This is a genomic window from Clavibacter sp. VKM Ac-2873, from assembly GCF_015351075.1.
Taxonomy (GTDB): Bacteria; Actinomycetota; Actinomycetes; order Actinomycetales; family Microbacteriaceae; genus Clavibacter.
In genome coordinates this window covers 148,603-174,459 of sequence record NZ_JADKRS010000002.1, presented here as the reverse complement: position 1 = coordinate 174,459, position 25,857 = coordinate 148,603, and the positions used below count along the sequence as shown (strand labels likewise).

The following is a 25,857-nucleotide window of genomic DNA, read 5'->3' as shown; positions in this document are numbered from 1 at the left end:
GGCGCGCTACTCCCCCGGCTGCCCTGCGTCCGTGACAGTCACGTCGGAGTGCACGAAGTTGAGGTACGAGCGGGAGGCCGTCGGGCCGCGCTGGCCCTGGTAGCGGGAGGCGTACTCGCCGGATCCGTAGGGCTTCTCGGCGGGCGACGACAGTCGGAAGAAGCAGAGCTGGCCGATCTTCATCCCGGGCCAGAGCTTGATGGGCAGCGTCGCGACGTTCGACAGCTCGAGCGTGACGTGGCCGGAGAACCCGGGGTCGATGAACCCGGCGGTGGAGTGCGTGAGGAGGCCGAGGCGGCCGAGCGAGCTCTTGCCCTCGAGGCGCGCGGCGACGTCGTCGGGCAGCGTGACGAGCTCGAACGTGGATCCGAGGACGAACTCGCCCGGGTGCAGGATGAACGGCTCCCCCGGCTTCGACTCGATGAGGCGCGTCAGCTCGGGCTGGTCTTCCGCGGGGTCGATGTAGGGGTACTTGTGGTTGTCGAACAGCCGGAAGAAGCGATCGATGCGCACGTCGATGCTCGCGGGCTGCAGCATCCCGGGGTCGTACGGATCGAGGGCCACTCGTCCGGCGTCGAGCTCGGCGGTGATGTCACGGTCGGAGAGGAGCACGGCAGGAGCCTACCGGCGCGGGGTGGCGCCCGGCCGGACTCTTGCTAGGCTGTGGTCTCGACCCGGCTCCTGGCCGGTCGCGCGAGTGTAGTTCAATGGTAGAACTTCAGCTTCCCAAGCTGATAGCGCGGGTTCGATTCCCGTCACTCGCTCCTGATCAGTGTGACCACTTCGGCCATTATCCCACCCGGGAATTCCGGGTGATAGGTCACCTGCAATATAGTCAAGGCCACTAGCCCAATGAGTCACCGCACCTTACCCGCCCTCCACACTGTGATCCATTTTTTCGCGTCCCTAGTGTTGGAAACAGGCCCGTTAATGGACTCCAAGTAGCTAATAAGGCGTCGGTGAATATCGTCCTTTGGCACATGGACAGCCGGCCCTTTCGAGAGTAATTCGGCGTACACGTCGCCAAGCATCCCCAGCACCTCCAGTACCTCTTCTTCGCCGTAATGTGTCAAACCTACGACCAACATGCGAACGAGACTTGGACGCACCTTTTTCACCGGAGAAAGCCACTTCAAAGCCGCGATACTGGGTGTTCGCCCAAACCGGTCATACCATCCAACTGCTGCAGCCGCCGTGACATGTGTTGCCTTAGCCCGCATGAGTACCGCTATGAGCGCTGATCCCTTAGCAGTTGATACGTCTTTGGTTGCGAGGATCGCAGCAACATGCGAATCGGTTAACGCAACGTCAGCAACGTACGATTTGAAGCGCTCTGATGCAGCCGCGACTTTAACACCTATAGCACGGTCCAAACTGAACGCATGCATGAGAGTAGTCGCATCATCGTTAAACCACTGACCAAGATGAGCCGCTATTAATGCTTTGCCGTTGGGCTCAACGTCTTTGATTTCTATGTCCGCGAGAACAGCCGGTTCAAGAAGCTCAACCTTCCTTATATCCGTAAGGAGAGAGGAGTTGATGACAGCAATTACCACTCGAATATCGAGCTCATTGACACTTACGATATCAGAGACGGATAACGACATCGCCAGCGAATCATCGATTACAAAGCCATAGTCATTCATATAGGCCAGAAGGTTTGAGCTCGAAGGTTCAATAACAGCCTTTGCCATCAGTCGGGGCCAGGCTAGCTTGACAATAGGCTCCAGCTGGCCATACATAGTATCTGGACTAATCCGATCTATTACAGCGTTAAGGAAGTCCGGCTTATTCGCCGTGACTACATTTATAACCGGGGCCAGATCCTCACCCTGGACGACGACATACGCATCCTCAGCGACACTCGCCTCTAGGTACGAGTGCAAATTCTCGAGCACGTATGCGAACACACCACCAATTTGAGAATGCAACCACGGAAGCGTCGCAAAGGCTGGAGAACTACCCAGACTCTTCAAGTTGTCGACATTTATAACCCAGCTCCCTAAGTCAACGTTGGCTGCTTTCATTCGCGGCACAAGCAGCCCAATACGAGGATGGAGCGCTCCAAGTATTGCAACTTGCTTTGCCACGACGACCGTCTGCTCAGCACCTAAATCTAGTTTGTACAGCGGCAAATTAACAAACTCATCTAGGAATGTCTCAAGAACTTCTGAGCCGTCAACTTGAATATCTTGCGCTTCCGGTAGGGCACGAAGGGTCGCATCCATCAAACTTAGATGAAATGCGCTGTCCAGACCCTTTATAGACAGTAAGTACTCCAATGCACCAATCCAAGTACCAGCAAGTCGCTGGTAAAATACGTATCGCTGCTCCGACAATTCCACAAACTCGCGAATGAACGCCCGTTCTGAATCTGACGCACTATGTGCTAGAAACTCAACGACGCTACCGAGATGCTTACTACCCGTGGAGCATAACCGGGATACCAAATCATAGTTGAGCCCGACAGTGGTCGTAAAAAGCGATTCGCCGTATTCAAGAATTAGTGCGTCGACTTCATCATCGGTAGTAAACTTGTACGAAGGGTCAGGAACGCGAGGTTGCAGATTATTGATGACAAAGGTCATGGCATTTGCGGCGAGTGTAACTCCGTAATATTTTGCACTATAGAGTGCAAAGTTTGCATCAAGTACTCCATCTGCAAGCAGATCTGCAACCAGCCCGGTCTGAGCTACTACAGTATCCGTAAGAATGTCGGCGATCGCCAAACGGTCGGATTTGTATGGAAGCTTGAAATTTGAGTCACGCATCATCATCGGCAATCTATTTTTATTCAGAATTTCTAGACGCGTTTCAAGGGCCTCGATCTCAGATTTCATCGTTCTAGATGACCTGGCACCGATCGAAGTGAATGACTTTTCCCCACCTAAAAGCTCTTCCAAGTCTCCTATGCTGATCGTCGTAGATCTTGAGTTGGCGTACTGCACATGCATTGACTCCGCCGTCGTTATGCTCGTCCATGTAGCCGGGTCGTGAAGGCTACCAGCCTCCCTTACCGCCCCCGAAGGCATGAGCGTTACAAACTGTAGTTCTGCACTCATGTGATACTGCACCTTGTGGAGCACTGGAAGAACTTGCTCGAGGCGCACCCCGAGACTATCTGCCTCCTGATCGGTAAATTCATTTGACGCTATTGCCGATTGCAGGTCGCGAATTTGCGCCCTGATTAAGCGGGTTTCATGCTTTATGCCATCAGAAATTGAGTCGAAGAAGAAATTGAGCTCGCTGTTATGCCGCCTAATCTGCTCAAATTGCTGGGGTGCTAGGTTTTTATAGGCAACCATCGCAAACAGGGTGTCTGCTTGCAGGCCACCAAGATCTGGTGCGGCATCAAGAAGCTCTGCAGCAAAGACCTCGTACTCGTTTCGAATATTGTGCACAAGGCGCATGTCTGGAACATAAGGCCCTACTATTTGTAGTAGGCGTGAGCTAGGAGGGTGCGTGACGCCCCTCAGAACTTCCTTAAGCAAATCTGCGCTGGTATCTGTCGTAATGAATGGCACAAGAGGAACAATAAGGTCAAAGAACTTTGTCCGCGCACCGAGGGCGTCGCTATATACGTCTGCCCCACTAGCATCACGAGCCTTTGCGAAGATTCCGTCGCGTATGGCGTAAATAAACTGTACAGGTTCCTTCAATTGGCGGGAGTTATTAAGCAGTCCATTTAAGGCTCGAAGTGACTCGAAGATGTGTATGTCGTTGAAGCGATCCAGATCTTCGAGTACAACAATGTTGACTCGTGTCTTCTCGAAAAAGTACATGATTTCATCCAGGTACTTATCGAAGTAAGACGCGCTCCGATCCCCGAGTGTTATTCCGGCGCCAGCTGCCGACAGGCTCTTGATATCGAATCGTCGGGTGATGGCGGTGTATATAGAGCCGCCCGCGACGCCAGTACCGAGTAGCACCATGAAGAGGAAACAAGCTCCTGATGAGACATTACCGTCGAATAGCCGATTAGCGAAAGTTGTGGCGAGATCAAAGAGCACAGACACTGCAAAGGCAAGGAATGTAACCAAAGCTCCGACGAACATGGTTTTTCCGACGCTGGTCGGTTCAATACGTTTGAAACGAGAGTCAGGGACCGCCCTAGGGGCCTCCCTATATAAGAGCTGTTTTACAATTTCTTTTTGTAAGAAACGCGTGGTGTCGGGAGCCGAGTTCTTGTCCACATCGGTAGAGTGCGCCACCACATTGGAAAGCGCGGAGAGTGATATGTTAATATAGCGCTGATCCCACGATTCGCCTGCTAATGCGAGAACGCTGCTCTTGCCGCTTCCGTATGGGCCCGACAGCGCTATGTTCCTTGGCCTCTCATCGCGTTCCTTTGCCATATCTGTCGCGGCAATCAGGAGCTGGGCGGGCAGCTCGTGGTTCTGTCGTACGTACCGAGGAGCGAGCGACGTCAATGAGACGCCGAAGGGGGAGTCGGCACTAGAGGCGATTCGAGGCATAAATGACACCTTAGGCTCTACCGACGAAAACAACACAGCGTTGTCAATGTTTTTGCTGGGCCGGGGCGCAAGGGCGGACCTACAAGGAGAACGTGCGTCCGTACCAGCGCGTGAGTAGCACCAGTGGCCCCAGTAAATTCAATTCAGGCGCGGAACGCGATCCCGACCTAATAGAAGCTAACCCACTTGTCAACGGATCGCGCTGCTGACCTCCGCCAGCAACGACGCCATCCCCGCCTCCGCCGTCGCCGCATCGCCATCCCGTATCGCATGCGCCACCTGCTCGTGCGTGTCCAGCGGACGCGGCCGCGGCGTCCGCGGCATCAGGCCCTGGTGCGTGCGGCCGCTGAGGACCTCCATGATCACCTCGCGGCAGGCGCAGAACATGTCGCTGCCGCTGGCCTCGAGGATCAGGTGGTGGAACTGGATGTCTCCAGCGAGGAAGTCGACGAGGGCGCCGGCCTCGCCGAGGCGACGGAGATCCACCGCGAGCTCGGCGATGCGGGTGCGGTGGGCGGCAGTGGCATTGCGTGCGGCGAGTTACGCCGCGACCGGCTCGACCGCGCGGCGCAGCTGGGTGAGTGAGCGGAACTGGTGCGAGCGGCCGGGGCCGGTGAGGCGCCAGCGGATGATGCGCGGGTCAAAGACGTTCCAGCGGTCAGGGCCCTGCACCACGAGACCGACGCGGCGCTTCGGCACGAGCAGCGCCATCGCCTCTAGGACGCGCAGGAAGACCGGCCCCGCCACAATTCCCACCCCGGGTGTTGTGTAGAAGCACCGCGAGCGGCCCCACCGCCGCCCGCCCCCCGCAGGCGACGGTGGCCACCTCCACGGCCGGGCGCCGCGCACACCGGGCGAGTTCACGGATCCGCCCAGCCGAACGGAGACCCATGACCATCGACAACTGGACGCAGACCCTCACCGCGGGGCCGCTCCTCCTGATCGCCGCGGGCGCCATCGCCGTCCTGCTGTTCATGATCATCACGCTGCGGGTCCACGCGTTCGTCGCGCTGATCCTCGTGAGCCTCCTCACGGCGTTCGCCACCGGGATCCCGACCTCGCAGATCGTCACGGTGCTCGTCGGCAGCTTCGGCTCCACGCTCGGCACGGTCGCGCTGCTCGTGGGCCTCGGCGCGATGCTCGGCCGCCTGGTCGAGACCAGCGGCGGCGCGAAGACGCTGGCCGACACCCTCATCCGCATCTTCGGGGAGAAGCGCGCGCCGTTCGCGCTCGGGGTCGCGTCGCTGATCTTCGGCTTCCCGATCTTCTTCGACGCCGGGCTCGTCGTGATGCTGCCCATCGTGTTCTCGGTGGCGCGTCGCCTTGGCGGCGGCGTGCTCCGCTACGGCCTCCCCGCGGCCGGCGCCTTCTCGGTCATGCACATCTTCGTGCCGCCGCACCCGGGCCCCGTCGCGGCCAGCGAGTTCTTCGGCGCGAACGTCGGCATCGTGATCATCGTCGGCCTCCTCGCCGCGATCCCCACCTGGTACGTCACCGCGTACCTCTTCGGCCTGTGGGTGGGCAAGAAGTTCGTGCTGCCGATCCCGTCGCTGCTCGGCCAGGCCGACGCGAACGCCGAGTCGAACCCGCCGAGGTTCGGCACCGTCCTCGCCGTGCTGCTTCTCCCGCTCCTCCTGATCTTCCTGAACACCGGGCTCAACGCGGCCTCCACCGGCGGGATCCTCCCCGAGGACACGAGCGACCAGGGCTGGTACCAGGTGCTCCGCACCATCGGCGAGACGCCCGTCGCGCTCCTCATCTCGCTGCTGTTCGCGGCGTTCCTGCTCGGCCGGCGCCGCGGGATCTCCACGTCCGCCCTCGAGAAGACGCTCGAGTCGGCGCTCGGACCGGTCTGCTCCGTGATCCTCATCACCGGCGCCGGCGGCATGTTCGGCGGGGTGCTGCGCACCAGCGGCATCGGCGACGCCCTCGCCGACGTGCTCGGCGACCTCGGCATCCCGATCATCCTGGCGGGCTTCCTCATCGCGGCGATCCTCCGCATCGCGCAGGGGTCGGCGACCGTCGCGCTCACCACGGCAGCCGGCCTCATCTCCCCGGCGATCCTCGCGGGCGACTTCAACGCGTTCCAGGTGGCGGCGCTCGTCGTGGCGGTGGCCGGCGGATCCGTGGTCGCGAGCCACGTGAACGACTCCGGCTTCTGGCTCGTCGGCCGCTTCTTCGAGATGGACGTGAAGACGACCCTCAAGACGTGGACGGTGATGGAGACCGCGATCGGCGTGATGGGGTTCGCGATCGCGTCGGCGGTGTTCGGGGTGGCGTCGCTGGCGTAGCCCTGCCGCATCCGGATCCGGATCCGCGCCCGCGACCGGGCCCGCTCACGCCGACGCCTCGTCCTCCCGTCCAACGCGCACGCCCCCGCGCACAGCGAGCGTTCACAACCTCGCGCTTTGCGGAGGAATAGCGTCGGCGGCACAGCGACCCGAGTCGGCGCATCCCGTGTCGACTGGCCGTCCATGGAGGACATCGTGATTCCTGACTCGCTATCGCAAGGCCAATTCGACACCGTCTACAACTTCCTCTCGCTCGTCATCGCCTCGCAGCTCTTCACGGCGGTGTTCCTGCTCGTCTCGCTGCCGCGGATCCTGCCCCGGTATCGACAGGCGATCACCGTCGCCATCGTCGTGTGCGGCATCGCCGCGTACCACTACTTCCGCATCTTCGACTCGTTCAAGGGCGCCTTCGTCACCGAGTCCATCGGCGGAACCGGCACCTACTCGCAGGCCGCGGGCGAGGGCTTCAACGAGGGATACCGCTACGTCGACTGGCTGCTGACGGTGCCGTTGCTGCTCGTCGAGCTGATCGCCGTGCTGGCCCTGGCGCGCAAGGTGCAGTCGCGCCTGCTCCTGCAGCTCGTGCCCGCGGCGGCGCTCATGATCGCGCTCGGCTACCCCGGCGAGATCAGCGGCGACAACGGCGTGCGCGGGATCTTCGGGCTGCTCTCCACGATCCCGTTCGCGTACATCCTGTTCGTGCTGTTCGTGCAGCTCAGCAAGTCGCTGAAGAACCAGCCGCCGAAGGTCCGGAAGACCCTCGGCAACCTGCGCTACCTCCTGCTGCTCAGCTGGGGCGTGTATCCCATCGCGTATCTCCTGCCGCTGCTGAACATCTCCGGCCCGGACGCCTGGGTCGCCAAGCAGGTCGGCTACTCCGTCGCCGACATCGTCGCGAAGGCCGTCTACGCGCTCATCATCTTCCAGGTCGCGAAGATGAAGTCGTACGACGACGACCCGGCGTTCGCGCAGGTCGAGGAATCGCGCGACCACGCCTCGAAGGACACGGGCGCGGCCGTCTGATCGCGGGCGCCTCGCCGGTCATGCCGGCGGGGTCGCCCCTTCCCCGGCGGCGCCGCTGCGGGTCCACGTGTCGCCGACGCGGTCGAACAGGATCCGCGCGTGCCGCCGGTCGGGCGAGCCCTGCCAGAACTCCACGTGCACGGGACGGATGCGCCACAGCACCCAGTCGCCCGGCTCCACGTCGGCGCGGGCCGCGGCCGAGCGGGCGGCCAGGTCGGCGGCGCTCTCCTCGGGCGTGGCCTCCTCGACGGATCCGCGCACGCGCACCGCCCGCACGAGCGGCTGCCACCAGAACGCGAGCGCCGCGGCCGGGTTCGCCGCGAGCTGCGCGCCCTTGGCCGAGGAGCGCGTGCTGGCGAAGGCCCAGCCGCGCGGGGAGACGTCCTTGAGGATCAGCGTGCGGGCGTCGGGCAGGCCGTCGGCGTCGACCGTGGTGAGCGTCGCGGCGTGCGGCTCGGGCACGCCCGCGTCCGCGGCCGCGGTGATCCACGCGCGGAACAGGTCGTCGGGGTGGTCGGGGAGGTCGCTCGTGTCGAGCGCGGGGGCGGATCCGGTGAGCGAGGGCTGGGCGCGGAGCCAGCTGGCGAAGTCGTCGGAGGTCATGCGTACATGATCGCGGTCGGCGGGCCGACGCGGAACGGGGTTGCCTCAGGTCGCCTCGACCGTCGGCTCGAGCATCGGCTGGCACCGCGGGCACCACCACGCCCGCCGCCCGCGCTCGCTGGTGCCGCCCGGATCGTCGACGCCCACGACGGTCGCGCCGCAGCGTAGGCACGGTCTTCCCGCGCGGCCGACCACCCAGTGCGTGCGGCCGCGCCGGGGATCGCCCGTGGTGATCTGGTACGCGGCCGGCACCGTCGCCGAGCGCCGGAGCGCGCGGGCGGCGAGGTCGACGAGGGGCGGCAGATCCACGTCGCGGACCCGGGTCGCCGGGTGCACGCCGCGCAGGAAGCCGACCTCGTTGACCCAGAGGTTGCCGAGGCCCGCCATCGGGCGCTGGTCGAGGAGGGCGGCGCGGATCGCGTCGTCGGGCCGGGCGGCGAGGCGGGAGACGGCGAGCGCCGGATCCCAGTCGTCGCGCAGCGGGTCGGGCCCGAGGTGTCCGATGGCCGCGTGCTCGTCGCGGGTGGGGATCAGCTCGACCACCGGCAGGTCGATGCCCCAGAGGGTGCGGCCGTCGTCGAGGCGGAGGCGCACGCGCACCTGGTGCTGGATCCGCTGCGGCACCCGCTTGCCCGGGCCGGTGACCGTCCACGAGCCCTGCATGCGCAGGTGCGTGTGGAGGGTGGACGCGTCGTCGAGCCGCATGAGCAGGTGCTTGCCGTGCGTGTCGAACCCGGTGATGCGCCTGCCGTCGAGCCGCGCGCCCGCCCGCGCGCCGGACCGGAGCTCCCCGTCGGCGATGAGCGCCCCGCCGACCTGCGTGCGCAGGCGCGCGGCGAGGACGAAGACGGAGTCACCCTCGGGCATGGCTCGACGGTAGCGGGGGCCGCCGACAGGGGCGGGCTGAGGGCGCTGTCAGTCGGAGGTCGTGCGGGGCGTGCCGGGTGCGGACGCGTGCGCGGAGGATCCGCCGACGTCCTCGTGCCCGACCGTCTCGTCGCTGTCGGCCGCGTCCTCGCGCCCGGCCGACGCACCCACCGGCGCCTCGGCCCGCGCCAGCTCGCCCACTGTCCCGGCGAACCGCTGCACGCGCCGGAGCCGCGCGATCCCGTACGGCAGCACCACGACGAACGCCGCGAGGATCACGACCCACAGCACCAGCAGGAACCCGTCGAAGGCGCCGCGGATGAGCATGGGCACGAAGATCCCGACCATGAGCAGGCCCGACTGCGCCAGCTGGAACGGCTGGATCGTGCCGCTGTGCACGGCCAGACGTGCCGCACGCCACTCGAGCTCGGGAGCGAGAGCCGTGCCCGTCCCCGCGGCGCGCCGCACGACGGCCTTGCGGTCCTCCGCAGACAGCCCGCTCGTGATGGAGCCGCTGGAGAGCTGCGCGCCGACGGACACGAGCAGGCACGTGAATGCCGGCGCGAGGAGCGAGAACTGCAGCATGAGCGCGATGCTCGTGGCCGCGTCCTGCGGCTCGATCCGGCCGAGGAGCAGACCGCCGCCGACGGTGACGACGAGCGCGATCACGAACACCAGGCCGACGAGCCGCCACTTGCGACGGGCTGTGTCTGCGGTCCAGTCGAGGTCGATGGAGAGGGTCGGGCTGTCGTCGGCGAGGCGCGCGCCGAGCCGGCTGACGGCGGCGGCCTGGGCGCGCAGCACGAGGATCCAGCTGGTGGCGGCCGTCGCGACGGCGGCCACCACGAAGCCGATCGCGACGAGCGGGGAGACGCCGCCGATCAGCGATGCGACCGCGTGCACGACCACGACGAGCGCGGTGATCCCGACCCACACGATCACCCGCACCGGACGCGGACGCGTCGCGCCGGCGGGCACCGGGTCGCGCCGCGACTGCAGCTCCAGCAAGCCGAGCGCGGGCGCGAAGGCCAGCGCCAGGAGGCCGGCGGCGACCTGCGGGAGGACGGCGACCGCATCCACGTCGGCGACGACCGCCGCCTGGTACAGCCCGAAGCCGTAGAGCGTGCCGAGGCCGAGGACGAGCGCGACCAGGACGACCAGCAGCGCGATCCGCCCGCCGAGCCCGCCGCCACGCGTCCCCTCGGTCGGGGAGGATCCGGTGTCCGTTCCGCGCAGGCTCATGCGCGGACCGTATCGGTGTCCGACGGCCGGACCGACCGCGCGAGCTCGCGCGTGGACGCCGCGTAGCGGCTGCGGCGCCGGTCCTCGATGACGACGTAGGGGAGGAACGCGAGGAAGCCGACGCCGAGGACGATCGCGACGATCCGGAATCCCCAAGCGAACTCGCCCAGGTGGAGCTGCAGCAGGGTGACGACCGACACGACCACGATGAGCGACGACGCCACCATCTGGAAGCGCTGCGAGATGCGCGAGGCGGCCGCGAGGCGCGCCGCCCGGTGCTCGAGCCGGGGCGGCAGCGGCTCGCCCTTGCCCGACGTGCGACGCCCCACGCGCTTGCGGTCGGCGGGGCTCAGGTCGCGCACGATCGACGCCACCGCCGCGTTCAGCGGGGACATGACCACCGTGGTCGTGATCGCGGCGGCCGCGGCGCCGAGCTGCACGACGGCCGGCCACACCCTGGCGAAGCCGCCGTCGAGCTCGTCGAGGAGGAGGAGCACCACGACGGTGCCCGCGACCACGCCGAGCAGGCCGACCGAGACGATGGTGCGGATCTTGCGGCGGATCACCGCGGGCGTCCAGTCGAGGCCGGGGAGCGGATCCTCCCCCGCGCCGGACGCCCGCGCACCCGCCTCCCGCGCCTCCGCGCCGACGCGCGTGCGGTGCCCGATCAGCCAGCTCGCGCCCGCCATGCCGACGAGCCCGGCGAGCAGGCCGACGGCGATCCACGCGGGCGCGCCCGTGATCAGGGCCCCGCCCGTCGCGACGATGGCGAGGGCGCCCGTGATGGTCGCCCAGACGCGGAGCGCCACCCATCGGGGCTTGGGCCCGTCCGCCGGGCCCGACGGGCGGTGCACCTCGAGCTGGCCGAGGGACAGCGCGAGGCTCAGCGCGAGCACGCCCGCCGTCGTGTGCACGGCGATGAGCACGAAGGCGGCGTCGTCGCCGTCACCCGAGGCGGAGATCCAGAACTCGGCGCCGAGGAGCACGGCCGTGCCCGCGGTCAGGAGCGCGAGGAGCAGGGCGAGCCCGCGGCGACCGCCGGGTGCCGGCTGCGCGGTGGAGGTGGATGCGGGATCGGCGACTCGGGTGCTCACCGGTCGACGCTATCGACGCGCGGGTCGCCCGCCCACTCCCCCGCTCGGGGCGCGGCGGCGTCCCGAGCCGGGATCAGCTGGCGATCGCGTCGGTCGCGAGCCCCGCCTCCGGCCGCGGACCGGGCGACCACGCCAGCTCGCGCGAGGCCTCGGCGTACCGGATCCGCCGCCGCTGCTCCCACCCCACGAGCGGGATGCAGACGACGAGCACGACCGTCGCGACCACGCCGAAGAGCGCGCCCTCGAGGGCGAGCCGGACGACGGAGAGCAGCGCGGCGAGCCCCAGCAGGCCGATGACGCCCAACCCGAACGGGTGCGACACGCGCGCGAACGCCGCCATGCGGGCCGCGCGCCACTCGGCGTCGGGATCGAGGGGGCCGGGCCCGCCGAGCATCCGCCGGCTGATCCGCTTCCGGTCCGCCCCGCTGACGCCCTGGACGAGCGGCATCGCGGCGACCTGCAGCTGGACCGACACGACGACGCACGCGATCGCCCCGGCGAGGCACCCGGCCTGCACGGCCAGGGAGGCGATCTCCGCGGCACCGCCGTCGAGGAGGTCCCGCAACGGGAGGAGCGCGAGGGCGGCGGCCGCGAGGACGACGACGACGACGATCGCGACGCGGCGGCGGACGTGCGCGGCGCTCCAGTCGAGGTCGGGCGCGAGGCGCTCCTGCCGGGGGACCGACGGGCGCACGGCCTGGTCCGTCCGCTCGTCGGGACGGGCGGGGTCGCTGCGGGGAGTGCTCAAACCGCGACGCTAGCGGCGCGGACCCCCGCAGCCGAAGCCCCCGGACGGGGTGGATCGAGGGCGGCGGGCGGACCGAGCCCACCCGGTCGCGGTCAGCCCAGCGGCGCGCCCATGGGAGCCGGCCAGCGATCCGCATCCACCGCTCCCGGTCGGGGCGACGCGGCGAGCGCCACCACGGCGTCGCCGGAGGAGTGGACCAGCAGCATCCCGTAGGCCACGCCGAGGAAGGCGATGACGATCATGCCGACGAACGCGAGGGCGACCGCGCCCGCCGTCAGCACGCGGGCGGTGTCGGGCGACGCCATCGAGGCGGCGCCGAGCACCACGGCGGAGACGCCCATGAGCATCAGCGCCATGCCGGCGGAGCTGAACGCCTCGCCGATGCGCGACGCGCGGGCGATGCGCGCGGCTCGCCACTCGCGGTCCGGTTCGAGGGGCCCGTCCCAGCCGCGGATCCGCCGCAGGACGGCCTTCCGGGTGGGGGCGTCCAGGTCGAGGAGGAGGGGGCGGACGACCCGGCCGGCCGCCTGCACGACGAGCATGCTCACGATGCCGGCGACGATGCCCGCCGCGCCCACGCTCAGCACCCCCGCGCCGAGGGGGAAGGACGCGGTCGGATCGTCCGGCGGCGCCTGCACGGCGGCCGCCACCATGACGGCCACCGCGGCCACCGCGGCGATCCCGGCGACGCGCAGGAGGACGGCGCGACGATCCCACGGCACGTCCGCCGGGAACGGGACGCCGTCGCGTAGGCCGTCGCGCAGCTCCGCCGCGTCGGCGCCCGCCCGGGCGCCGAGGATCCAGCCGACCGCGCCGACCCCGACCGCGCCCGCGAGCGCGGCCGCGACGTGCGCCACCGGCAGGCCCGCGCCGAGCGACTCGACGACCGCGGGGATCGCCGCCAGGCCCACGAGACCGGCGAGGATCGTGGGCGCGCTCACGCCGAGGCCCGTCGACAGCGGCGGGACCCCGAGCGCGCGCCGGATGGCGTCCCCGCGCGCCGCGGTGCCGACGAAGGCCGGGAGGAGCACCAGCGCGGTCGACGCCACCGTCCATGTCAGGGCCGGGTTCCCGTCGGACGGGCCCGTCAGCACGACGACGAGACCGCGCGCGAACAGCGCGAGCGTGGCGAGGAGCAGCACGGTGAAGGCCGCGGTGATGACGGCGGTCCCGGACCTCGTGGTCGTCGCGGGCGGGGAGGCGAGGGGAGCGGGCACCCGCTGACGGTAGCGGTCGGGCACCCTGCCGCGAGCGGACCGTCACGCCCCCGCCGTCCCTCCCCACGTGAACGCCCGCTGGATCCTCCGCATCGGCCCCGCGCGCCCGCCCCGCGCGACCCCGCGACGGGCCACACTCGACCCACGCACGTGCACCACCATCCGATCCCGAAGCCGATCCCGTCGGCGGCGACCACGCCGCGAAGGAGCACCATGAAGATCACCGGCCGCACCGTCCTCATCACCGGCAGCACCTCGGGCATCGGCCGCGGGCTCGCCGAGCGGTTCCACGCCGCGGGCAACCGCGTCGTCATCGCGGGGCGCCGACGGGAGCTGCTCGACGAGATCACCGCGCAGCACGACGGCATGTCGTCGGTCGTGCTCGACGTCGCCGACCCCGCCTCCATCACGGCCGCGCGCGACGAGCTCGCGGCCAGCCACCCCGACCTCGACGTCGTGATCACGATGGCCGGCGTCATGCAGGCGGAGGACCTCCGCGATCCCGCGCACCAGGCCACCGCCGAGGCCGTCGTCACGACGAACCTCCTCGGCACCATCCGCACGATCGACGCGTTCCTGCCCGGCCTCCTCGCGAGCGACGAGGCGACCCTCATGACCGTCTCCTCCGGCCTCGCGTTCGTGCCGCTGCCCGCCACGCCCACCTACTCCGCCACGAAGGCCGCCGTGCACTCGTACACGCAGAGCCTCCGCGCGCAGCTCGCCGACACGTCCGTCGAGGTGATCGAGCTGGTGCCGCCCAAGGTGCAGACCGCGCTCATGCCCGGCCAGCAGGACGCGGCCGACGCCCTGCCGCTCGAGGACTTCCTCGACGAGGTCATGGGGATCCTCCAGGCGCGCCCGGAGGACGAGGAGATCCTGGTGCAGGACGTGCACGGCCTCCGCTTCGCCGAGCGCGACAGCCGCCACGACGAGATGCTCGCGGTGCTCAGCGGGCGCTGACCCGCCGGGCCGGTGGGCCGCCGGCCCCGGGCCGCCGACGGCACCGGTCGTACGCGCACCCCGCGCCTAGGCTCGATCCATGTCGACGACGATGCCGCCCGCGCCCGCCCGCACGCCCGACCCCGAGGCGGAAGGCAGCGACGACGCCCGCCCGATCCGCTTCGGGGTGGTCGGCGCCGCCGGCATCGCGACCTCGGTCGTCCCCGACATGCAGCTCGTCCCCGGCGTCGAGGTCGTGGCCGTCCACTCCCGCACGCGCGCGAGCGCCGAGGCGCTGGCCGAGGCGTGCGGCATCGCGCGGATCCACGACACCCTGGAAGCGCTCCTCGCCGACCCCGAGGTGGACGCCGTCTACGTCGCCACCCCGCACACGCTCCACCGGTCGCAGGCCGAGGCCGCCCTCCGCGCCGGGAAGCACGTCGTCTGCGAGAAGCCCGCCACCACCACGGCCGCCGACACCCGCGCGCTCGTCGAGCTCGCCCGCGCCCGCGGCCTCCTGTTCCTCGAGGCGCTCTGGATGGCGTTCTCCCCCGGCTATCTCGCCGTGCGGGCGGCGATCGCGGACGGCCGCATCGGGGATCCGCGCGCCATCTCCGTCGCCTTCGGCTTCGTCACCGACGGCACGGGCCGCCTCTGGGACCCGGAGGTCGGCGGCGGCACGCTGCTCGACATGGGCGTGTACCCGCTCGCGTTCGCGCACGGCCTGTTCGGCACGCCCTCCTCCGTCGCCGCGGTCGGCACCGTGATCGACGGCGGCGTCGACACCGAGGTCGCGATCCTGCTCGGCTGGCCCGACGGTCGCCACGCCACCCTCGCCTGCTCGCTCGTCGCGGCGCTCCCCACGGGCGCGACCGTCAGCGGCACGGCCGGCCGCATCGAGGTGGATCCGCTGTTCCTCGCCTCCCGCGCGCTCACGGTCGTGCCCGCAGACGGGGATCCCGAGCGGCAGGAGCACGCGATCGAGGGCCGCGGCTACGTGCCCATGTTCCGGGCCGCCCGGGACGCGATCCGCGTGGGCGAGGTGGAGTGCGCGGAGATGCCGCACACGGAGTCGGTCGCGCTCGCGGAGCTGATGGACGGGATCCTCGCGGACATCGGCGCCCGCTGACCCGCGCCAGGAGGCGCACGTCCGGGGAGCCGTCATACGACGGTCGTTAGGGTCGATGGCGAGGCACGCGCCTCGCCCTGCGGTCCGTCGACGGAGACGATCCGACCCGGAACGACCCCGAAGGAGAACACCATGACGCACGTCCTCGTGCTCGTCGGCAGCCTGCGCTCAGGCTCCACCAACCAGCAGATCGCCGAGGCGGCGGTGCGCCACGCCCCCGACGGCGTGACCCTCGACATCCACGCCGGCCTCGACCGGCTCCCCTTCTACAACGAGGACATCGACGTCAAGGGATCCGTGCCCGACGCCGCCGTGGCCTTCCGCGACGCGATCGCCGCCGCGGACGCCCTCCTCGTGGTCACGCCCGAGTACAACGGCACGATGCCCGCGGTGCTCAAGAACGCGATCGACTGGGCCTCGCGCCCGTTCGGCGCGTCCGCCCTCGCGGGCACGCCGACCGCGGTGATCGGCAGCGCCTTCGGCCAGTACGGCGGCGTGTGGGCGCAGGACGAGGCCCGCAAGTCGCTCGGCATCGCCGGCGCGCACGTGCTCGAGGACGTGAAGATGGCCGTCCCCGAGTCGGTCATCCGGTTCGCCGAGCGCCACCCGGCGGACGACGCCGAGGTCGTGGCGCAGCTCCGCGAGGTGCTCGACGCCGTGCGCTCCTCGGCGACGGCCGCCTGAGCCGACCCGCCCACCGGGCCCGCGGGCCCCGCGCACGACGACGGCCGCGCCCCGGCAGGGGACGCGGCCGTCGTCGTCGGAGCCGGGAGGCTACGGCTTCAGCACCACCTTGATGCAGCCGTCCTCCTTCTTCTGGAAGATCTCGTACATGTGCGCGGCCTCGCTGAGCGGCACGGAGTGCGTGACGAGGTCGAGGACGCCGAGCGGGTCGGACGGGTCCTCGACGAGGGGCAGCAGGTCCTCGATCCAGTACTGGACGTTGCACTGGCCCATGCGGATCGCGATCTGCTTGTCGAAGAGCGACTTCATGGGCAGCGGGTCGGCCTCGCCGCCGTAGACGCCGGAGATGGAGACGGTGCCGCCGCGGCGGACCGCGTCGAACGCCGTGTGCAGGGCCGCGAGGCGGTCGACGCTCGCGACGTCCATGACCTTCTTCGCGATGCCGTCGGGCAGGAGGCCAGCGGCCTTCTGCGCGAACGAGGCGGCGGGGCTGCCGTGCGCCTCCATGCCGACGGCCTCGACCATGGCGTCCGGGCCACGGCCGTCGACCATCTCGCGCAGCTTGTCGGCCACGTCGTCGGTGAGGTCGAGGGTCTCGACGCCGTGGCGCTCGGCCATGGCGCGGCGCTCGGGGACGGGATCCACCGCGATCACGCGGTAGCCCAGGTGCTTGCCGATGCGCGAGGCGAACTGGCCGACCGGGCCGAGGCCCATGACGCCGAGCGTGCCGCCCGCGGGCACGTTGGCGTACTGCACGCCCTGCCAGGCGGTGGGGAGGATGTCGCTGAGGAAGAGGTAGCGCTCGTCGGGCAGCTCGCTGTTCACGACGATCGCGTTGACGTCGGCGAGCGGCATGCGGAGGCGCTCGGCCTGGCCGCCGGGGACGGATCCGTACATCTCGCTGAAGCCGTACAGCGCGGCGCCGCTGCCCTGCGCCTTCACCTGCGTGGTCTCGCACTGCGTGAACAGGCCCTTGTCGCACATGAAGCAGTCGTGGCACGCGATGACGAACGGGACGACGACGCGGTCGCCGACCTTGAGCTTGGTGACGGCGCTGCCGACCTGCTCGACGACGCCCATGTTCTCGTGCCCGAGCACGTCGTCCTTCTCCAGGAACGGGCCGAACACCTCGTAGAGGTGGAGGTCGGATCCGCAGATCGCGGTCGACGTGATGCGGATCACCGCGTCGGTGTCCTGCTCGATCACGGGGTCGGCGACGTCCTTGACCTCGACGTCGTGGATGCCCTGCCAGGTGAGTGCCTTCATGGTGCTCCTTCTGCTCTCGGGCGCGGCCCTCGTGGGGCACGCGCCCTTCTACAAAACGCCCTCCGGGGCTGTCCGCCAAGCGAAAGTCAGGCCGCGTCCAGCCATCGGGGACGCCCGGGCGCGGCATCAGATGAGGAGGAGAGGGCGGCGCGGGCGTGCAGACGATCCGCCCCGGGGAGTCGGTCGTCCACGACACGACCGGACCGGGGCGGATCTGGAAGGCCGGTGACGACGGTCCGGACTGCATAGGAGGACTCTCGACAACCCTCAAGCGCCCGAGCCCGCGGCGGCCTCGTGCGGACAGTGTGCTCCTCAGTCGAGGAAATGCCCAGCGTTCCGCGCGCCTTCCCGGCGGATGCCCGGTGGAGGTCCCCTCAGACGTCCCAGCCGCGGGCGCGCTGCGCCGCGCGCAGCGCCTCGGCGGCCTCGCGCGCGCGATACGGCAGGCGATCCCAGTGGATGCCCGCCGCGGAGATCCAGCCGAGCTCGGCGAGCGCGACCGCGAGGTCCTCGATGTAGAGGGCCACGGCGGCGTCGGCGCCGTGGATCGCGTCGCCGGCGATGGACCAGCCGAAGTAGGCGGCCACGAAGCGGGCCTGCTCGGTCGGGCTGCGGACGGGACCCTCGCGACGCGCGGGGAGGGACTCGCTCGCGGAGGACTGGACCAGGTCACCCGTGTCGTCGGTGCCCGTGTCCTGCATCGCGTCCCTCTCCGAAGGTGACGCGCCCGCGTGACCTGGACACCACGATGCCAGCCGCACCCACCCCACCCCAATGGGACCGTGGGGGTTGACACGTGCGTCCGTCCGCCTCTAAGGGCGGGATGCTGCGGATCCGGAAGGGATCAGCGCGCGTCGTCGCGCGGCTCGTCCTCCGGGGGCTCCCGCATGATGAGGAGGCCGCCGGGGCTGTTCGCCGTGGTCATGAGCGCATCCACCCACTTGCGGTTGATGGGCGGCACCCGACTGCCGTGGTACTTGAACACCAGCGGCAGCGAGTTGTGCATCCAGATGGTCGTCCGCCCGTCACCCACCTCCACGTCGTCGCGCCAGGAGAAGTAGAAGTTCTCCCCGCGGCGCAGCTTCGCGCCGATGACGAGCTGCAGGTGCGCGAGCAGACGGTCGTCGAACTCCGCCGTCAGCGTCGAGTCGTACTTGAACGTGCCCATGATCGATCCCGTGTCCCCCTCATGAGCTCTCGGGCCCCGCGCCGACGGAGAGGGGGCCAGAGAGCGGCGCTGAGCTTCGGCCGTGCCCACCCACTATGCCAGCGTTGCCGCCGCGCATCGCCTCGTCCGGAAGGCGGATCGGCATGTGGTAATGGGCCGGCCGCGATGAGCGCAGCGAGATCGGCCTGCGCGGGGGCGTCCGGATCGGCCCGTCCCGGTCGCCGCGGGCCGACGGTCGTAGGGTCGGGACATGACTGATTCCACGTACACCGCACAGCTGGTCGGCCCCGACGGCACGGAGGAGACCGAGGTCGAGTTCCTCAACGGCGAGCCCGTGAAGAGCTTCGTCCGCGCCACCTCGCTCAGCGAGGAGGAGGTCGTGTGGGAGCTCGACGCCGACGCCGACGGGTACGTCTACCGTCCCGCGGGCATCCCGGGCGCCGACTACTCCTGAGTCGCGACGAGCGGACGTTCCGCCGCTAGACGATCAGGATCGGGAGGCAGCAGAGGATGCTGACCGCTCCCGCACCGATCGCGGCGAGGGTCCACGGCAGGGCCGGCCGCGTGAAGAGCTGAGCGCGACCCATCCCGCGTTCGCGCGCGCTGCGGAACCCGCCCACCACCAGCAGCACACCGCTGAGGAGGACGGCGGCCAGCGCCACGAGCAGGAGGGCGAGCGTCGGATCCATGGTCACCTCCGCACGCTACCGGCGATCCCGCAGCCCGGCTGGCCCCCGTCCGGCCGGGCTGCCTCGGCCCCCCGCCGTAGGATCGAGGTCCCGCACGACGTGAGGAAACCCGCATGAGCAACAGCCCGTCCACGCCCCCGGCCGACACGGCCGCGATCGCCCGCATCATCGACCACACGCTCCTGAAGCCCGAGGCCACGCGCGACGAGGTCGCCGCGCTCGTCGCCGAGGCCGTGGAGCTCGGCACCTACTCCGTGTGCGTCTCGCCCTCGATGCTCCCGCTCGAGCTGCCCGCGGGATCCGACCTCAAGGTCGCCGTGGTCTGCGGCTTCCCGAGCGGCAAGCACCACAGCGTCGTCAAGGCCGCCGAGGCCGCGCTCTCCATCCGCCAGGGCGCCGACGAGGTCGACATGGTGATCGACGTGGGCGCCGCCCGCGAGGGCCGCTACGCCGACGTCGAGGCCGACATCCGCGCCGTGCGCGAGGCCGTGCCCGCGCCCGCCGTCCTCAAGGTGATCATCGAGTCCGCCGCGCTCGACGACGACCAGATCGTCGCCGTCTGCCGGGCCGCCGTCGCCGCCGGGGCGGACTTCGTCAAGACCTCGACGGGCTTCCACCCCACGGGCGGCGCGACCGTCCACGCCGTCGAGCTGATGAGCCGCACGGTCGACGGCAAGGCGGGCGTCAAGGCGTCCGGCGGGATCCGCACCTACGAGACCGCCGTGCAGATGATCGAGGCCGGCGCCACCCGCCTCGGCGTCTCGGGCAGCGCGGTCGTGCTCGCCGGACCGGTGCAGACGCCGGAGAACGGCGCGCTCGGATCGAGCGGCTACTGATGCCGATCGACCGCCGCGCGCACCTCGCGGACCTCGGCCGGTTCATCCAGGCCTCCCCCTCCTCGTTCCACGCCGCCGAGGAGGGCGCGCGCCGCCTCGAGGCCGCGGGCTTCGCGCGCCTCGACGAGCGCGACGCCTGGCCCGCCGGCCCGGGCAGGCGCTTCATCGTCCGCGACGGCGCGCTCCTCGCGTGGGTCCAGCCGGCCGGCGCGCACGCCACCACGCCCTTCCGCGTGCTCGGCGCCCACACCGACTCCCCCGGCTTCACGCTGAAGCCGAAGCCGACCATCGGATCCGACGGCTGGGTGCAGGCCGGCGTCGAGGTCTACGGCGGCCCGCTCCTCAACTCCTGGCTCGACCGCGACCTCGAGCTCGCCGGCCGACTCGTCACGCGCGACGGCGGCCGCCACCTCGTCCGCACCGGCCCGCTGCTGCGCTTCCCGCAGCTCGCGGTGCACCTCGACCGCGGCGTCAACACCGAGGGCCTGCGGCTGGATCCGCAGCGCCACATGTCCCCGATCCTCGGCACGGGCTCCCCCGCCGACGCCGACGTGCTCGGCCACCTCGCCGGACTCGCGGGCGTCGCCGCGGACGATGTGCTCGGCTACGACGTGGGCGTCGCGGACACGCAGGCGCCCGGATCCCTCGGCTTCGACGGCGAGCTCTTCGCCGCCGGCCGCATGGACAACCTGAGCTCCGTGCACGCAGGCCTCGCCGCGCTGCTCGAGCTCGCCGCCACCGCGGACGAGGACCCGGACGCGCCCATCGCGGTGCTCGCCGCCTTCGACCACGAGGAGGTCGGATCCGCCACGACGTCGGGCGCCGCCGGCCCGATCCTCGAGGACGTCCTCGGCCGGATCTCCGCCGGCCTCGGCGCCTCCTCGGAGGAGCGCCGCCGCGCGTTCGCCTCCTCCTGGTGCCTCTCCGCCGACGCCGGCCACGCCGTGCACCCGAACTACCCGGACCGCCACGACCCCGCCAACCGGCCGGTGCCGAACGGCGGCCCGCTGCTGAAGATCAACGCGAACCAGCGCTACGCCACCGACGGCGTGGGCGCGCGCGAGTGGGCGCTGGCCTGCGAGCGCGCCGGCGTGCCGACGCAGGAGTTCGTGTCGAGCAACGCGGTGCCGTGCGGCTCCACCATCGGCCCGATCACGGCCACGCGGCTCGGGATCCGCACGGTCGACGTCGGCATCCCGCTGCTCTCCATGCACTCGGCCCGCGAGCTGTGCGGCGCCGACGACCCGGGGCACCTCGCCGCCGCGGCCGCCGCGTTCCTCCGTCCGGCCGCCTGACCCTTCCGCCGCCGCCCGCGAGGCGCATGACGAGGGCCCGACGCGATCCGCGTCGGGCCCTCGCTCGTGCACCCGGAGGATCAGCCGCCGAGGGACCCCAGCAGCGCCCGCATCTTCGTGAGCTGCTCGCCCTGCGCCGCCGACATCGCGCCCGCCAGCTCGAGCGCCTCGGTCGACGTGCCGAGCTGCGACTCCCCGTGAGCCAGGTCGATCGCGGCCTCGTGTCGCGCGATCATGCCCTGCAGGAACAGCCGGCCGGCATCCGCGCCGGTCGCCTGCTTGAGCACCTGCAGCTCGGAGTCGAACGCGACGTCGCTCATCGCCTCGGTGTCCGCCGCGGATGCGCCGCCGCTCGCGGTGCCGTCGGCGCTGCCGTCCTCGGACCCGCTGCTGGCCGAGACCCCGCCCGCCTCCTCGCGGTCCTCGCTGCCGTTCGCTCCGGATCCGCCCTCCTCGCCCGACCACTCCTCGGCGAGCTGGGCGAGCGTCCGCGACTGCGGACCCTGCTCGTCGCGGATCTGCGCGGCCAGCTCCTCGGCGCCCGGCGGCAGGTCGCGCACCTGGAGCGCGGCCACGGCGAGCTCGACGGATCCCGCGGCGTGGTCGCCCATCTCCTCGGCGAACGAGAGGTCCGCGCGATTCCAGCCCTGCGACGGCGTCTCGGCCGGGGCGGCCGCGTCCGCGCTGGGGCTGGCGGCGGCGTCGGGGGTCTGCGGCGGGGTGGAGCAGCCGGCGAGCGCGGCGGCGATGGCGAGGGCGGTCGTGGCGGCGGCGAGTCGGTTGCGGTGTCCCATGCGACGATCCTCCTCCACGGCGCGGCGCCCGCGGGCCCGACGATAGGTTCTCCCCATGCCCGAGATCGTCGACCTGCCGCATCCCGGAGCGACCCTCGAGTTCGGCGACCCCGGCAGCCCCGTGGTCGTGCTCGTGCACGACGACCACGGCCGGCTCCCCTGGCTCGACCAGTACGCGCTCGCGCTCGCCCGCGCGGGGTTCCACGTGCTCGTCCCCGACCTCTACGACGGCCGCGCCACGCTCGACGACGGCCTCGCGGCGGGGCTCGCCGCGCAGCTCGACGTGGGCTACGCCCTCGGCACGATCCGCGACGGCATCGACTCGGCGCGGGCCCGCGGATCCCGGCGCGTGGGCCTCGTCGGCTTCGCTCCGGGCGGCTGGCTCGCGCTCCTCGAGGCGCAGGACGGCGGCGCGGACGCGGTCGTCGCCTACTGCGCGAGCCTCGGACCCCAGGAGCACGGCGTCATCCCGTGCGCGGTCCTCCTCCACCTCGCCGAGCACGACGAGTGGATCGACGACCAGCGGCCCGAGGCGTTCATCGGCCGGCTCCGCGAGCACGGCACCCCGGTCATCGCGCACACCTACCCGGGGACGACCCCCGCGTTCCCCGACGCGAGCCTGCGCGACCGCGTGGATCCCGACGCGGCGGCCCTCGCCTACCGCCGTACTGAGGCGTTCCTCCTCGAGCATCTCGGAAACCCGTGACCGATCAGTGTCGCATTGGCACCAAACCATGCCCGTACGCGGTACGAATGGAGAGAGCCTGGGAGAACCCCGGCTCTTCCCTACCAGTGGAGGCACCATCATGAGCTCTTCCCCGAACCGCCTGCTCGGCACCGTCTTCGGCGCCGTCTACGTCCTCGTCGGCCTTCTCGGCTTCCTGTTCCCGCCGTCCAGCGGGGGCTTCTTCTCCTCCGACGGCGGTCTGCTGCTCGGGATCTTCATGGTGAACCCGTTCCACAACGTGGCCCACCTCCTCATCGGCGCGGCCCTCCTCATCGGCGGCCTCTCCAGCGTCGCGTCGGCCAAGGCCGTGAACTCCACGGTCGGATTCGCGTACCTCGCGCTCGGCATCGTCGGCTTCTTCCTCGTGAACACCGACTTCAACATCCTCGCGCTCAACACCGCGGACCACTTCCTGCACCTCGGCAGCGCCGTCGTGCTGCTGATCGTGGGCCTCGGCGCCGAGAAGGGCATCCGCAACCGCGCTGCCCGCGCCGCCTAGGCAGCACCACCGCCGCGCCGCTGCACCTGGCGCGTCTCGCATCACCGCACGACAGCACCACCGCACGACCCGCATCACCGCACGACAGCACGCAGCACCGCATCACCCGCGGCGCCCGGGACGACGAAGGGACCAGCACGTGTCACTGCTCATCCGCCACTGGCTGGCCCTCGCCGCCCTGGGCGCCGCGCTCATCCACCTGGCCGTCGGCGCGGGATCCCCGCCCGCGGCCATGGTGGCCCTCCTCGTCATCGGCGTCGCCGAGGGCGCGTGGGCCATCGCGGTCCTCCGCTCCGACCGCCTGCCCGTCCCCGGTTGGGCCGCCCTCGGCGCGCTCGTCCCGGTCGCCGGCTGGGCGCTCCTCGTGACGGCCGCGGTCGTCATGTCGGCCCCCGGCATCACGAGCGACCTGCCCGCGATCCCCATGCTCGCCGCGACCCTGCTCGACCTCGTGGTCGCCGCGGTCGTCGGCCGCCACCTCCGCTCCCGCGCCGAGTCCGAGGCCCAGGCCGCGTGCACCTCCGTCGAGGCCACGTTCCCGGCCGACGCCGCGCTCGTGGGATCCGGCGCCCCGCTCCCCGCCGCCGCCGCCACCCCGGCACCTGTCACCGCGGTTCCCTCCGCGGCAGGCGCATCCGCCGAGCCCGAGCGCACCGGCGGCCGCTACCTCGTGGGCGTGCTCATCGGCGCCTTCGTCGTCGCCGGCCTCGTCACGCCCGCCCTCTCGCTGACGCGCGCCGGCGAGTTCGCCGTGCCGCACGGCCAGCACAGCACCATCGACCTCGACGGCATCCAGGGCGAGCACTCCGGGCACTGAGCCGCGGCGATCGCCCGGTGGCGGTCAGGTCAGCCCGCGGGCGCGACCGCCGGCGTGACGCGGATCCGGGTGGCCTCGCTCATGAACCGCCGCACGTTCTCGTCGACGATGATGTCGCCCGGCCGCAGCGGCCGCGTGAGGAACAGGCCGTCGATGTCGGTGATCCGGCTGAGCGCCACGTACGTCTGACCCGGGCTGAAGACGCGGGCACCGAGGTCGACGATCGCCCGGTCGTAGGTCTTGCCCTGCGACTTGTGGATGGTGACCGCCCACGCGAGCCGCAGCGGGAACTGCGTGAAGTCGGCCACGACGTCGCGTCGCAGCTGCTTGGTGGTCGGCGAGTACGAGTACTTGTGCTTCTCCCACGTGACCGGCTCGACCTCGTGCACGACGCCGTCGAGCTCGACGTACACGTTGGTGTCGATGCGCGTGACGACGCCGACGGATCCGTTCACCCAGCGCTGGTCGACGTCGTTGCGGAGGAACATCACCTGCGCGCCGATCTTGAGGTCGAGCTTCTCGTCGGCCGGGTACGTGCGGCCGCCGAAGTCGCCCGTGACGTCGGCCGTGGCGGTGAGCGAGCGGCCGGGCAGGCGCTTGAGGGCCTCCGCGTTGATCCGGTTCACCGTGTCGTTGCGCGTGGCCAGCGTGATGGCGCCGTCGGTGGGGGCCGGCCGCGCGCCCGCCGCGTTGAGGACGCCCGCGATCTCGGCCGTCACCCGCCCGTGGCGCACGGCGTTCAGCATCTCCTTGAACGCCTCCTCATGCTGCCGGTGGATCTCGGTGAGCTCGTAGATCCGCAGCTGCGCCTCCTCCCACACCTTCGCGTCGAAGAACCACATGGAGCGGTAGCGGTCGGCGAAGTAGGCGCGCTCGTCGCCGTCGCCCGGCACGGGGGCCAGCTGGTACGGATCCCCGAACAGCACGACCTGCACGCCGCCGAACGGCACGTCCTTCTTGTGGCGCGCCTGGCGGAGGCTGCGGTCGATGGCGTCGACGAGGTCCGCGTTGACCATGGAGACCTCGTCGATGACGAGGGTGTCGATGGTGTTGAGCAGCTTCCGCAGCTCGCCGGTCTGCTCGATCTCCTCGTCGGCGATGACCCCGATGGGCAGCTTGAACAGCGAGTGGATGGTCTGCCCGCCGACGTTGAGCGCCGCGACGCCCGTGGGCGCGCAGATGACGATCTGCTTCTCGGTGTTCCACGACAGGTGCGTGAGGAGGGTCGACTTGCCGGTGCCGGCGCGACCCGTGACGAAGATGTGGTCGCGCGTGCCCTCGATGGCCTGGAAGACCGCGGCCTGCTCCGGGGAGAGGGGGACCGTGCTCACGCGGGGCTCCAGGTGGGTCGAGGGCGGACGCGACGCGGATCGACGGCGGCGGCGCGGCGCGGATGCGCACTCGAATCTACCCCGGCCCCGCGGCGGGGAGGCGCGGATCCCCCGCCCGTAGGA

26 protein-coding genes, 1 tRNA gene and 1 pseudogene are annotated in these 25,857 nt (G+C 70.1%); 12 read left to right on the top strand and 16 right to left on the bottom strand.

Features of this window, described 5'->3' with window-relative positions; genetic code table 11:
* Nucleotides 1-6: 6 nt before the first annotated feature.
* Nucleotides 7-612, bottom strand: a complete 606-nt coding sequence (gene dcd, locus ITJ44_RS08000) for a dCTP deaminase (protein WP_094116787.1) — start codon at nucleotides 610-612, stop codon at nucleotides 7-9.
* 81 nt (nucleotides 613-693) lie between these two features.
* Here dcd and ITJ44_RS07995 point away from each other — a divergent pair.
* Nucleotides 694-764 (top strand) — tRNA-Gly (locus tag ITJ44_RS07995).
* Between the two features lie 93 nt (nucleotides 765-857).
* Here ITJ44_RS07995 and ITJ44_RS07990 read toward each other — a convergent pair.
* The 3 genes and pseudogenes from ITJ44_RS07990 to ITJ44_RS15870 all read right to left on the bottom strand — a co-directional run bounded on the left by ITJ44_RS07990 (nucleotide 858) and on the right by ITJ44_RS15870 (nucleotide 5,231).
* Nucleotides 858-4,355 carry a hypothetical protein gene (locus tag ITJ44_RS07990; protein WP_194634397.1) on the bottom strand — a complete coding sequence of 1,166 codons (3,498 nt, stop codon included), beginning with the start codon at nucleotides 4,353-4,355 and terminating at the stop codon, nucleotides 858-860.
* A gap of 309 nt (nucleotides 4,356-4,664) precedes the next feature.
* Nucleotides 4,665-5,003 (bottom strand): annotated as a pseudogene (locus ITJ44_RS15875) (FadR/GntR family transcriptional regulator); the annotation flags it as partial.
* A gap of 12 nt (nucleotides 5,004-5,015) precedes the next feature.
* Nucleotides 5,016-5,231: a hypothetical protein gene (locus tag ITJ44_RS15870; RefSeq protein ID WP_228494844.1), complete on the bottom strand. Its 216-nt coding sequence runs from the start codon at nucleotides 5,229-5,231 to the stop codon at nucleotides 5,016-5,018.
* A gap of 134 nt (nucleotides 5,232-5,365) precedes the next feature.
* Between ITJ44_RS15870 and ITJ44_RS07980 the strand changes: the two genes are divergently transcribed.
* Together ITJ44_RS07980 and ITJ44_RS07975 are read left to right on the top strand one after the other, a co-directional pair.
* A complete protein-coding gene (locus ITJ44_RS07980) occupies nucleotides 5,366-6,766 on the top strand; it encodes a GntP family permease (protein ID WP_194634395.1) in 1,401 nt (466 codons plus the stop codon).
* 183 nt (nucleotides 6,767-6,949) lie between these two features.
* Nucleotides 6,950-7,789: a bacteriorhodopsin-like gene (locus ITJ44_RS07975; protein WP_194634393.1), complete on the top strand. Its 840-nt coding sequence runs from the start codon at nucleotides 6,950-6,952 to the stop codon at nucleotides 7,787-7,789.
* An 18-nt stretch (nucleotides 7,790-7,807) separates the two neighbouring features.
* On the opposite strand, the gene ITJ44_RS07970 is transcribed toward ITJ44_RS07975, so the two are convergent.
* The 6 genes from ITJ44_RS07970 to ITJ44_RS07945 all read right to left on the bottom strand — a co-directional run bounded on the left by ITJ44_RS07970 (nucleotide 7,808) and on the right by ITJ44_RS07945 (nucleotide 13,560).
* Entirely contained in the window at nucleotides 7,808-8,392 is a 585-nt protein-coding gene (locus ITJ44_RS07970) for a pyridoxamine 5'-phosphate oxidase family protein (RefSeq protein WP_194634391.1), read from the bottom strand.
* A 45-nt stretch (nucleotides 8,393-8,437) separates the two neighbouring features.
* Nucleotides 8,438-9,259, bottom strand: a complete 822-nt coding sequence (locus tag ITJ44_RS07965) for an Fpg/Nei family DNA glycosylase (protein WP_194634389.1) — start codon at nucleotides 9,257-9,259, stop codon at nucleotides 8,438-8,440.
* Nucleotides 9,260-9,307: 48 nt separating this feature from the next.
* Nucleotides 9,308-10,501, bottom strand: a complete 1,194-nt coding sequence (locus ITJ44_RS07960; RefSeq protein ID WP_194634387.1) for a hypothetical protein — start codon at nucleotides 10,499-10,501, stop codon at nucleotides 9,308-9,310.
* Nucleotides 10,498-11,595 (bottom strand): hypothetical protein, encoded by a 1,098-nt coding sequence (locus ITJ44_RS07955; RefSeq protein WP_194634385.1) that lies wholly within the window; start codon nucleotides 11,593-11,595, stop codon nucleotides 10,498-10,500. The genes ITJ44_RS07960 and ITJ44_RS07955 overlap by 4 nt, the downstream gene beginning before the upstream one ends.
* A gap of 73 nt (nucleotides 11,596-11,668) precedes the next feature.
* Nucleotides 11,669-12,343 carry a hypothetical protein gene (locus tag ITJ44_RS07950; RefSeq protein WP_194634383.1) on the bottom strand — a complete coding sequence of 225 codons (675 nt, stop codon included), beginning with the start codon at nucleotides 12,341-12,343 and terminating at the stop codon, nucleotides 11,669-11,671.
* Between the two features lie 92 nt (nucleotides 12,344-12,435).
* Nucleotides 12,436-13,560 carry a hypothetical protein gene (locus ITJ44_RS07945; protein ID WP_194634381.1) on the bottom strand — a complete coding sequence of 375 codons (1,125 nt, stop codon included), beginning with the start codon at nucleotides 13,558-13,560 and terminating at the stop codon, nucleotides 12,436-12,438.
* A 213-nt stretch (nucleotides 13,561-13,773) separates the two neighbouring features.
* Here ITJ44_RS07945 and ITJ44_RS07940 point away from each other — a divergent pair, with 213 nt between their 5' ends.
* From ITJ44_RS07940 to ITJ44_RS07930, 3 genes are all read left to right on the top strand, one after another.
* Nucleotides 13,774-14,520: an SDR family oxidoreductase gene (locus ITJ44_RS07940; RefSeq protein ID WP_194634379.1), complete on the top strand. Its 747-nt coding sequence runs from the start codon at nucleotides 13,774-13,776 to the stop codon at nucleotides 14,518-14,520.
* A 79-nt stretch (nucleotides 14,521-14,599) separates the two neighbouring features.
* Complete coding sequence (locus ITJ44_RS07935) at nucleotides 14,600-15,628, top strand: Gfo/Idh/MocA family protein (RefSeq protein WP_194634376.1); 1,029 nt, start codon at nucleotides 14,600-14,602, stop codon at nucleotides 15,626-15,628.
* Nucleotides 15,629-15,760: 132 nt separating this feature from the next.
* The gene (locus tag ITJ44_RS07930) at nucleotides 15,761-16,312 is read left to right on the top strand and encodes an NAD(P)H-dependent oxidoreductase (protein WP_194634374.1); all 552 of its coding nucleotides are present in this window, start codon (nucleotides 15,761-15,763) and stop codon (nucleotides 16,310-16,312) included.
* Nucleotides 16,313-16,402: 90 nt separating this feature from the next.
* On the opposite strand, the gene ITJ44_RS07925 is transcribed toward ITJ44_RS07930, so the two are convergent.
* The 3 genes from ITJ44_RS07925 to ITJ44_RS07915 all read right to left on the bottom strand — a co-directional run bounded on the left by ITJ44_RS07925 (nucleotide 16,403) and on the right by ITJ44_RS07915 (nucleotide 18,746).
* Nucleotides 16,403-17,578: a zinc-dependent alcohol dehydrogenase gene (locus ITJ44_RS07925; RefSeq protein ID WP_194634372.1), complete on the bottom strand. Its 1,176-nt coding sequence runs from the start codon at nucleotides 17,576-17,578 to the stop codon at nucleotides 16,403-16,405.
* Nucleotides 17,579-17,952: 374 nt separating this feature from the next.
* Nucleotides 17,953-18,279, bottom strand: coding sequence for a hypothetical protein (locus ITJ44_RS07920; RefSeq protein WP_194634370.1), 327 nt, complete (start codon nucleotides 18,277-18,279; stop codon nucleotides 17,953-17,955).
* 143 nt (nucleotides 18,280-18,422) lie between these two features.
* Nucleotides 18,423-18,746 (bottom strand): hypothetical protein, encoded by a 324-nt coding sequence (locus ITJ44_RS07915; protein WP_012039605.1) that lies wholly within the window; start codon nucleotides 18,744-18,746, stop codon nucleotides 18,423-18,425.
* 250 nt (nucleotides 18,747-18,996) lie between these two features.
* Here ITJ44_RS07915 and ITJ44_RS07910 point away from each other — a divergent pair, with 250 nt between their 5' ends.
* On the top strand, nucleotides 18,997-19,200 hold the full coding sequence (locus tag ITJ44_RS07910; protein ID WP_194634368.1) for a hypothetical protein: 204 nt from the start codon (nucleotides 18,997-18,999) through the stop codon (nucleotides 19,198-19,200).
* A 25-nt stretch (nucleotides 19,201-19,225) separates the two neighbouring features.
* On the opposite strand, the gene ITJ44_RS07905 is transcribed toward ITJ44_RS07910, so the two are convergent.
* A complete protein-coding gene (locus tag ITJ44_RS07905) occupies nucleotides 19,226-19,435 on the bottom strand; it encodes a hypothetical protein (protein WP_228494896.1) in 210 nt (69 codons plus the stop codon).
* A gap of 113 nt (nucleotides 19,436-19,548) precedes the next feature.
* Here ITJ44_RS07905 and deoC point away from each other — a divergent pair, with 113 nt between their 5' ends.
* Nucleotides 19,549-20,271, top strand: coding sequence for a deoxyribose-phosphate aldolase (deoC, locus tag ITJ44_RS07900; RefSeq protein ID WP_194634364.1), 723 nt, complete (start codon nucleotides 19,549-19,551; stop codon nucleotides 20,269-20,271).
* On the top strand, nucleotides 20,271-21,566 hold the full coding sequence (locus ITJ44_RS07895; protein WP_194634362.1) for a M18 family aminopeptidase: 1,296 nt from the start codon (nucleotides 20,271-20,273) through the stop codon (nucleotides 21,564-21,566). Before deoC ends, ITJ44_RS07895 begins: the two co-directional genes overlap by 1 nt.
* 80 nt (nucleotides 21,567-21,646) lie before the next feature.
* Here ITJ44_RS07895 and ITJ44_RS07890 read toward each other — a convergent pair whose 3' ends face one another.
* Complete coding sequence (locus ITJ44_RS07890; protein WP_194634360.1) at nucleotides 21,647-22,360, bottom strand: DUF305 domain-containing protein; 714 nt, start codon at nucleotides 22,358-22,360, stop codon at nucleotides 21,647-21,649.
* Between the two features lie 55 nt (nucleotides 22,361-22,415).
* Between ITJ44_RS07890 and ITJ44_RS07885 the strand changes: the two genes are divergently transcribed.
* The 3 genes from ITJ44_RS07885 to ITJ44_RS07875 all read left to right on the top strand — a co-directional run bounded on the left by ITJ44_RS07885 (nucleotide 22,416) and on the right by ITJ44_RS07875 (nucleotide 24,403).
* Nucleotides 22,416-23,066: a dienelactone hydrolase family protein gene (locus ITJ44_RS07885; protein ID WP_194634358.1), complete on the top strand. Its 651-nt coding sequence runs from the start codon at nucleotides 22,416-22,418 to the stop codon at nucleotides 23,064-23,066.
* Between the two features lie 100 nt (nucleotides 23,067-23,166).
* Complete coding sequence (locus tag ITJ44_RS07880) at nucleotides 23,167-23,586, top strand: DUF4383 domain-containing protein (protein WP_194634356.1); 420 nt, start codon at nucleotides 23,167-23,169, stop codon at nucleotides 23,584-23,586.
* Between the two features lie 139 nt (nucleotides 23,587-23,725).
* Nucleotides 23,726-24,403 (top strand): hypothetical protein, encoded by a 678-nt coding sequence (locus tag ITJ44_RS07875; protein ID WP_194634354.1) that lies wholly within the window; start codon nucleotides 23,726-23,728, stop codon nucleotides 24,401-24,403.
* A gap of 29 nt (nucleotides 24,404-24,432) precedes the next feature.
* On the opposite strand, the gene ITJ44_RS07870 is transcribed toward ITJ44_RS07875, so the two are convergent.
* Nucleotides 24,433-25,734, bottom strand: a complete 1,302-nt coding sequence (locus ITJ44_RS07870) for an AAA family ATPase (protein ID WP_194634352.1) — start codon at nucleotides 25,732-25,734, stop codon at nucleotides 24,433-24,435.
* Nucleotides 25,735-25,857 lie beyond the last annotated feature (123 nt).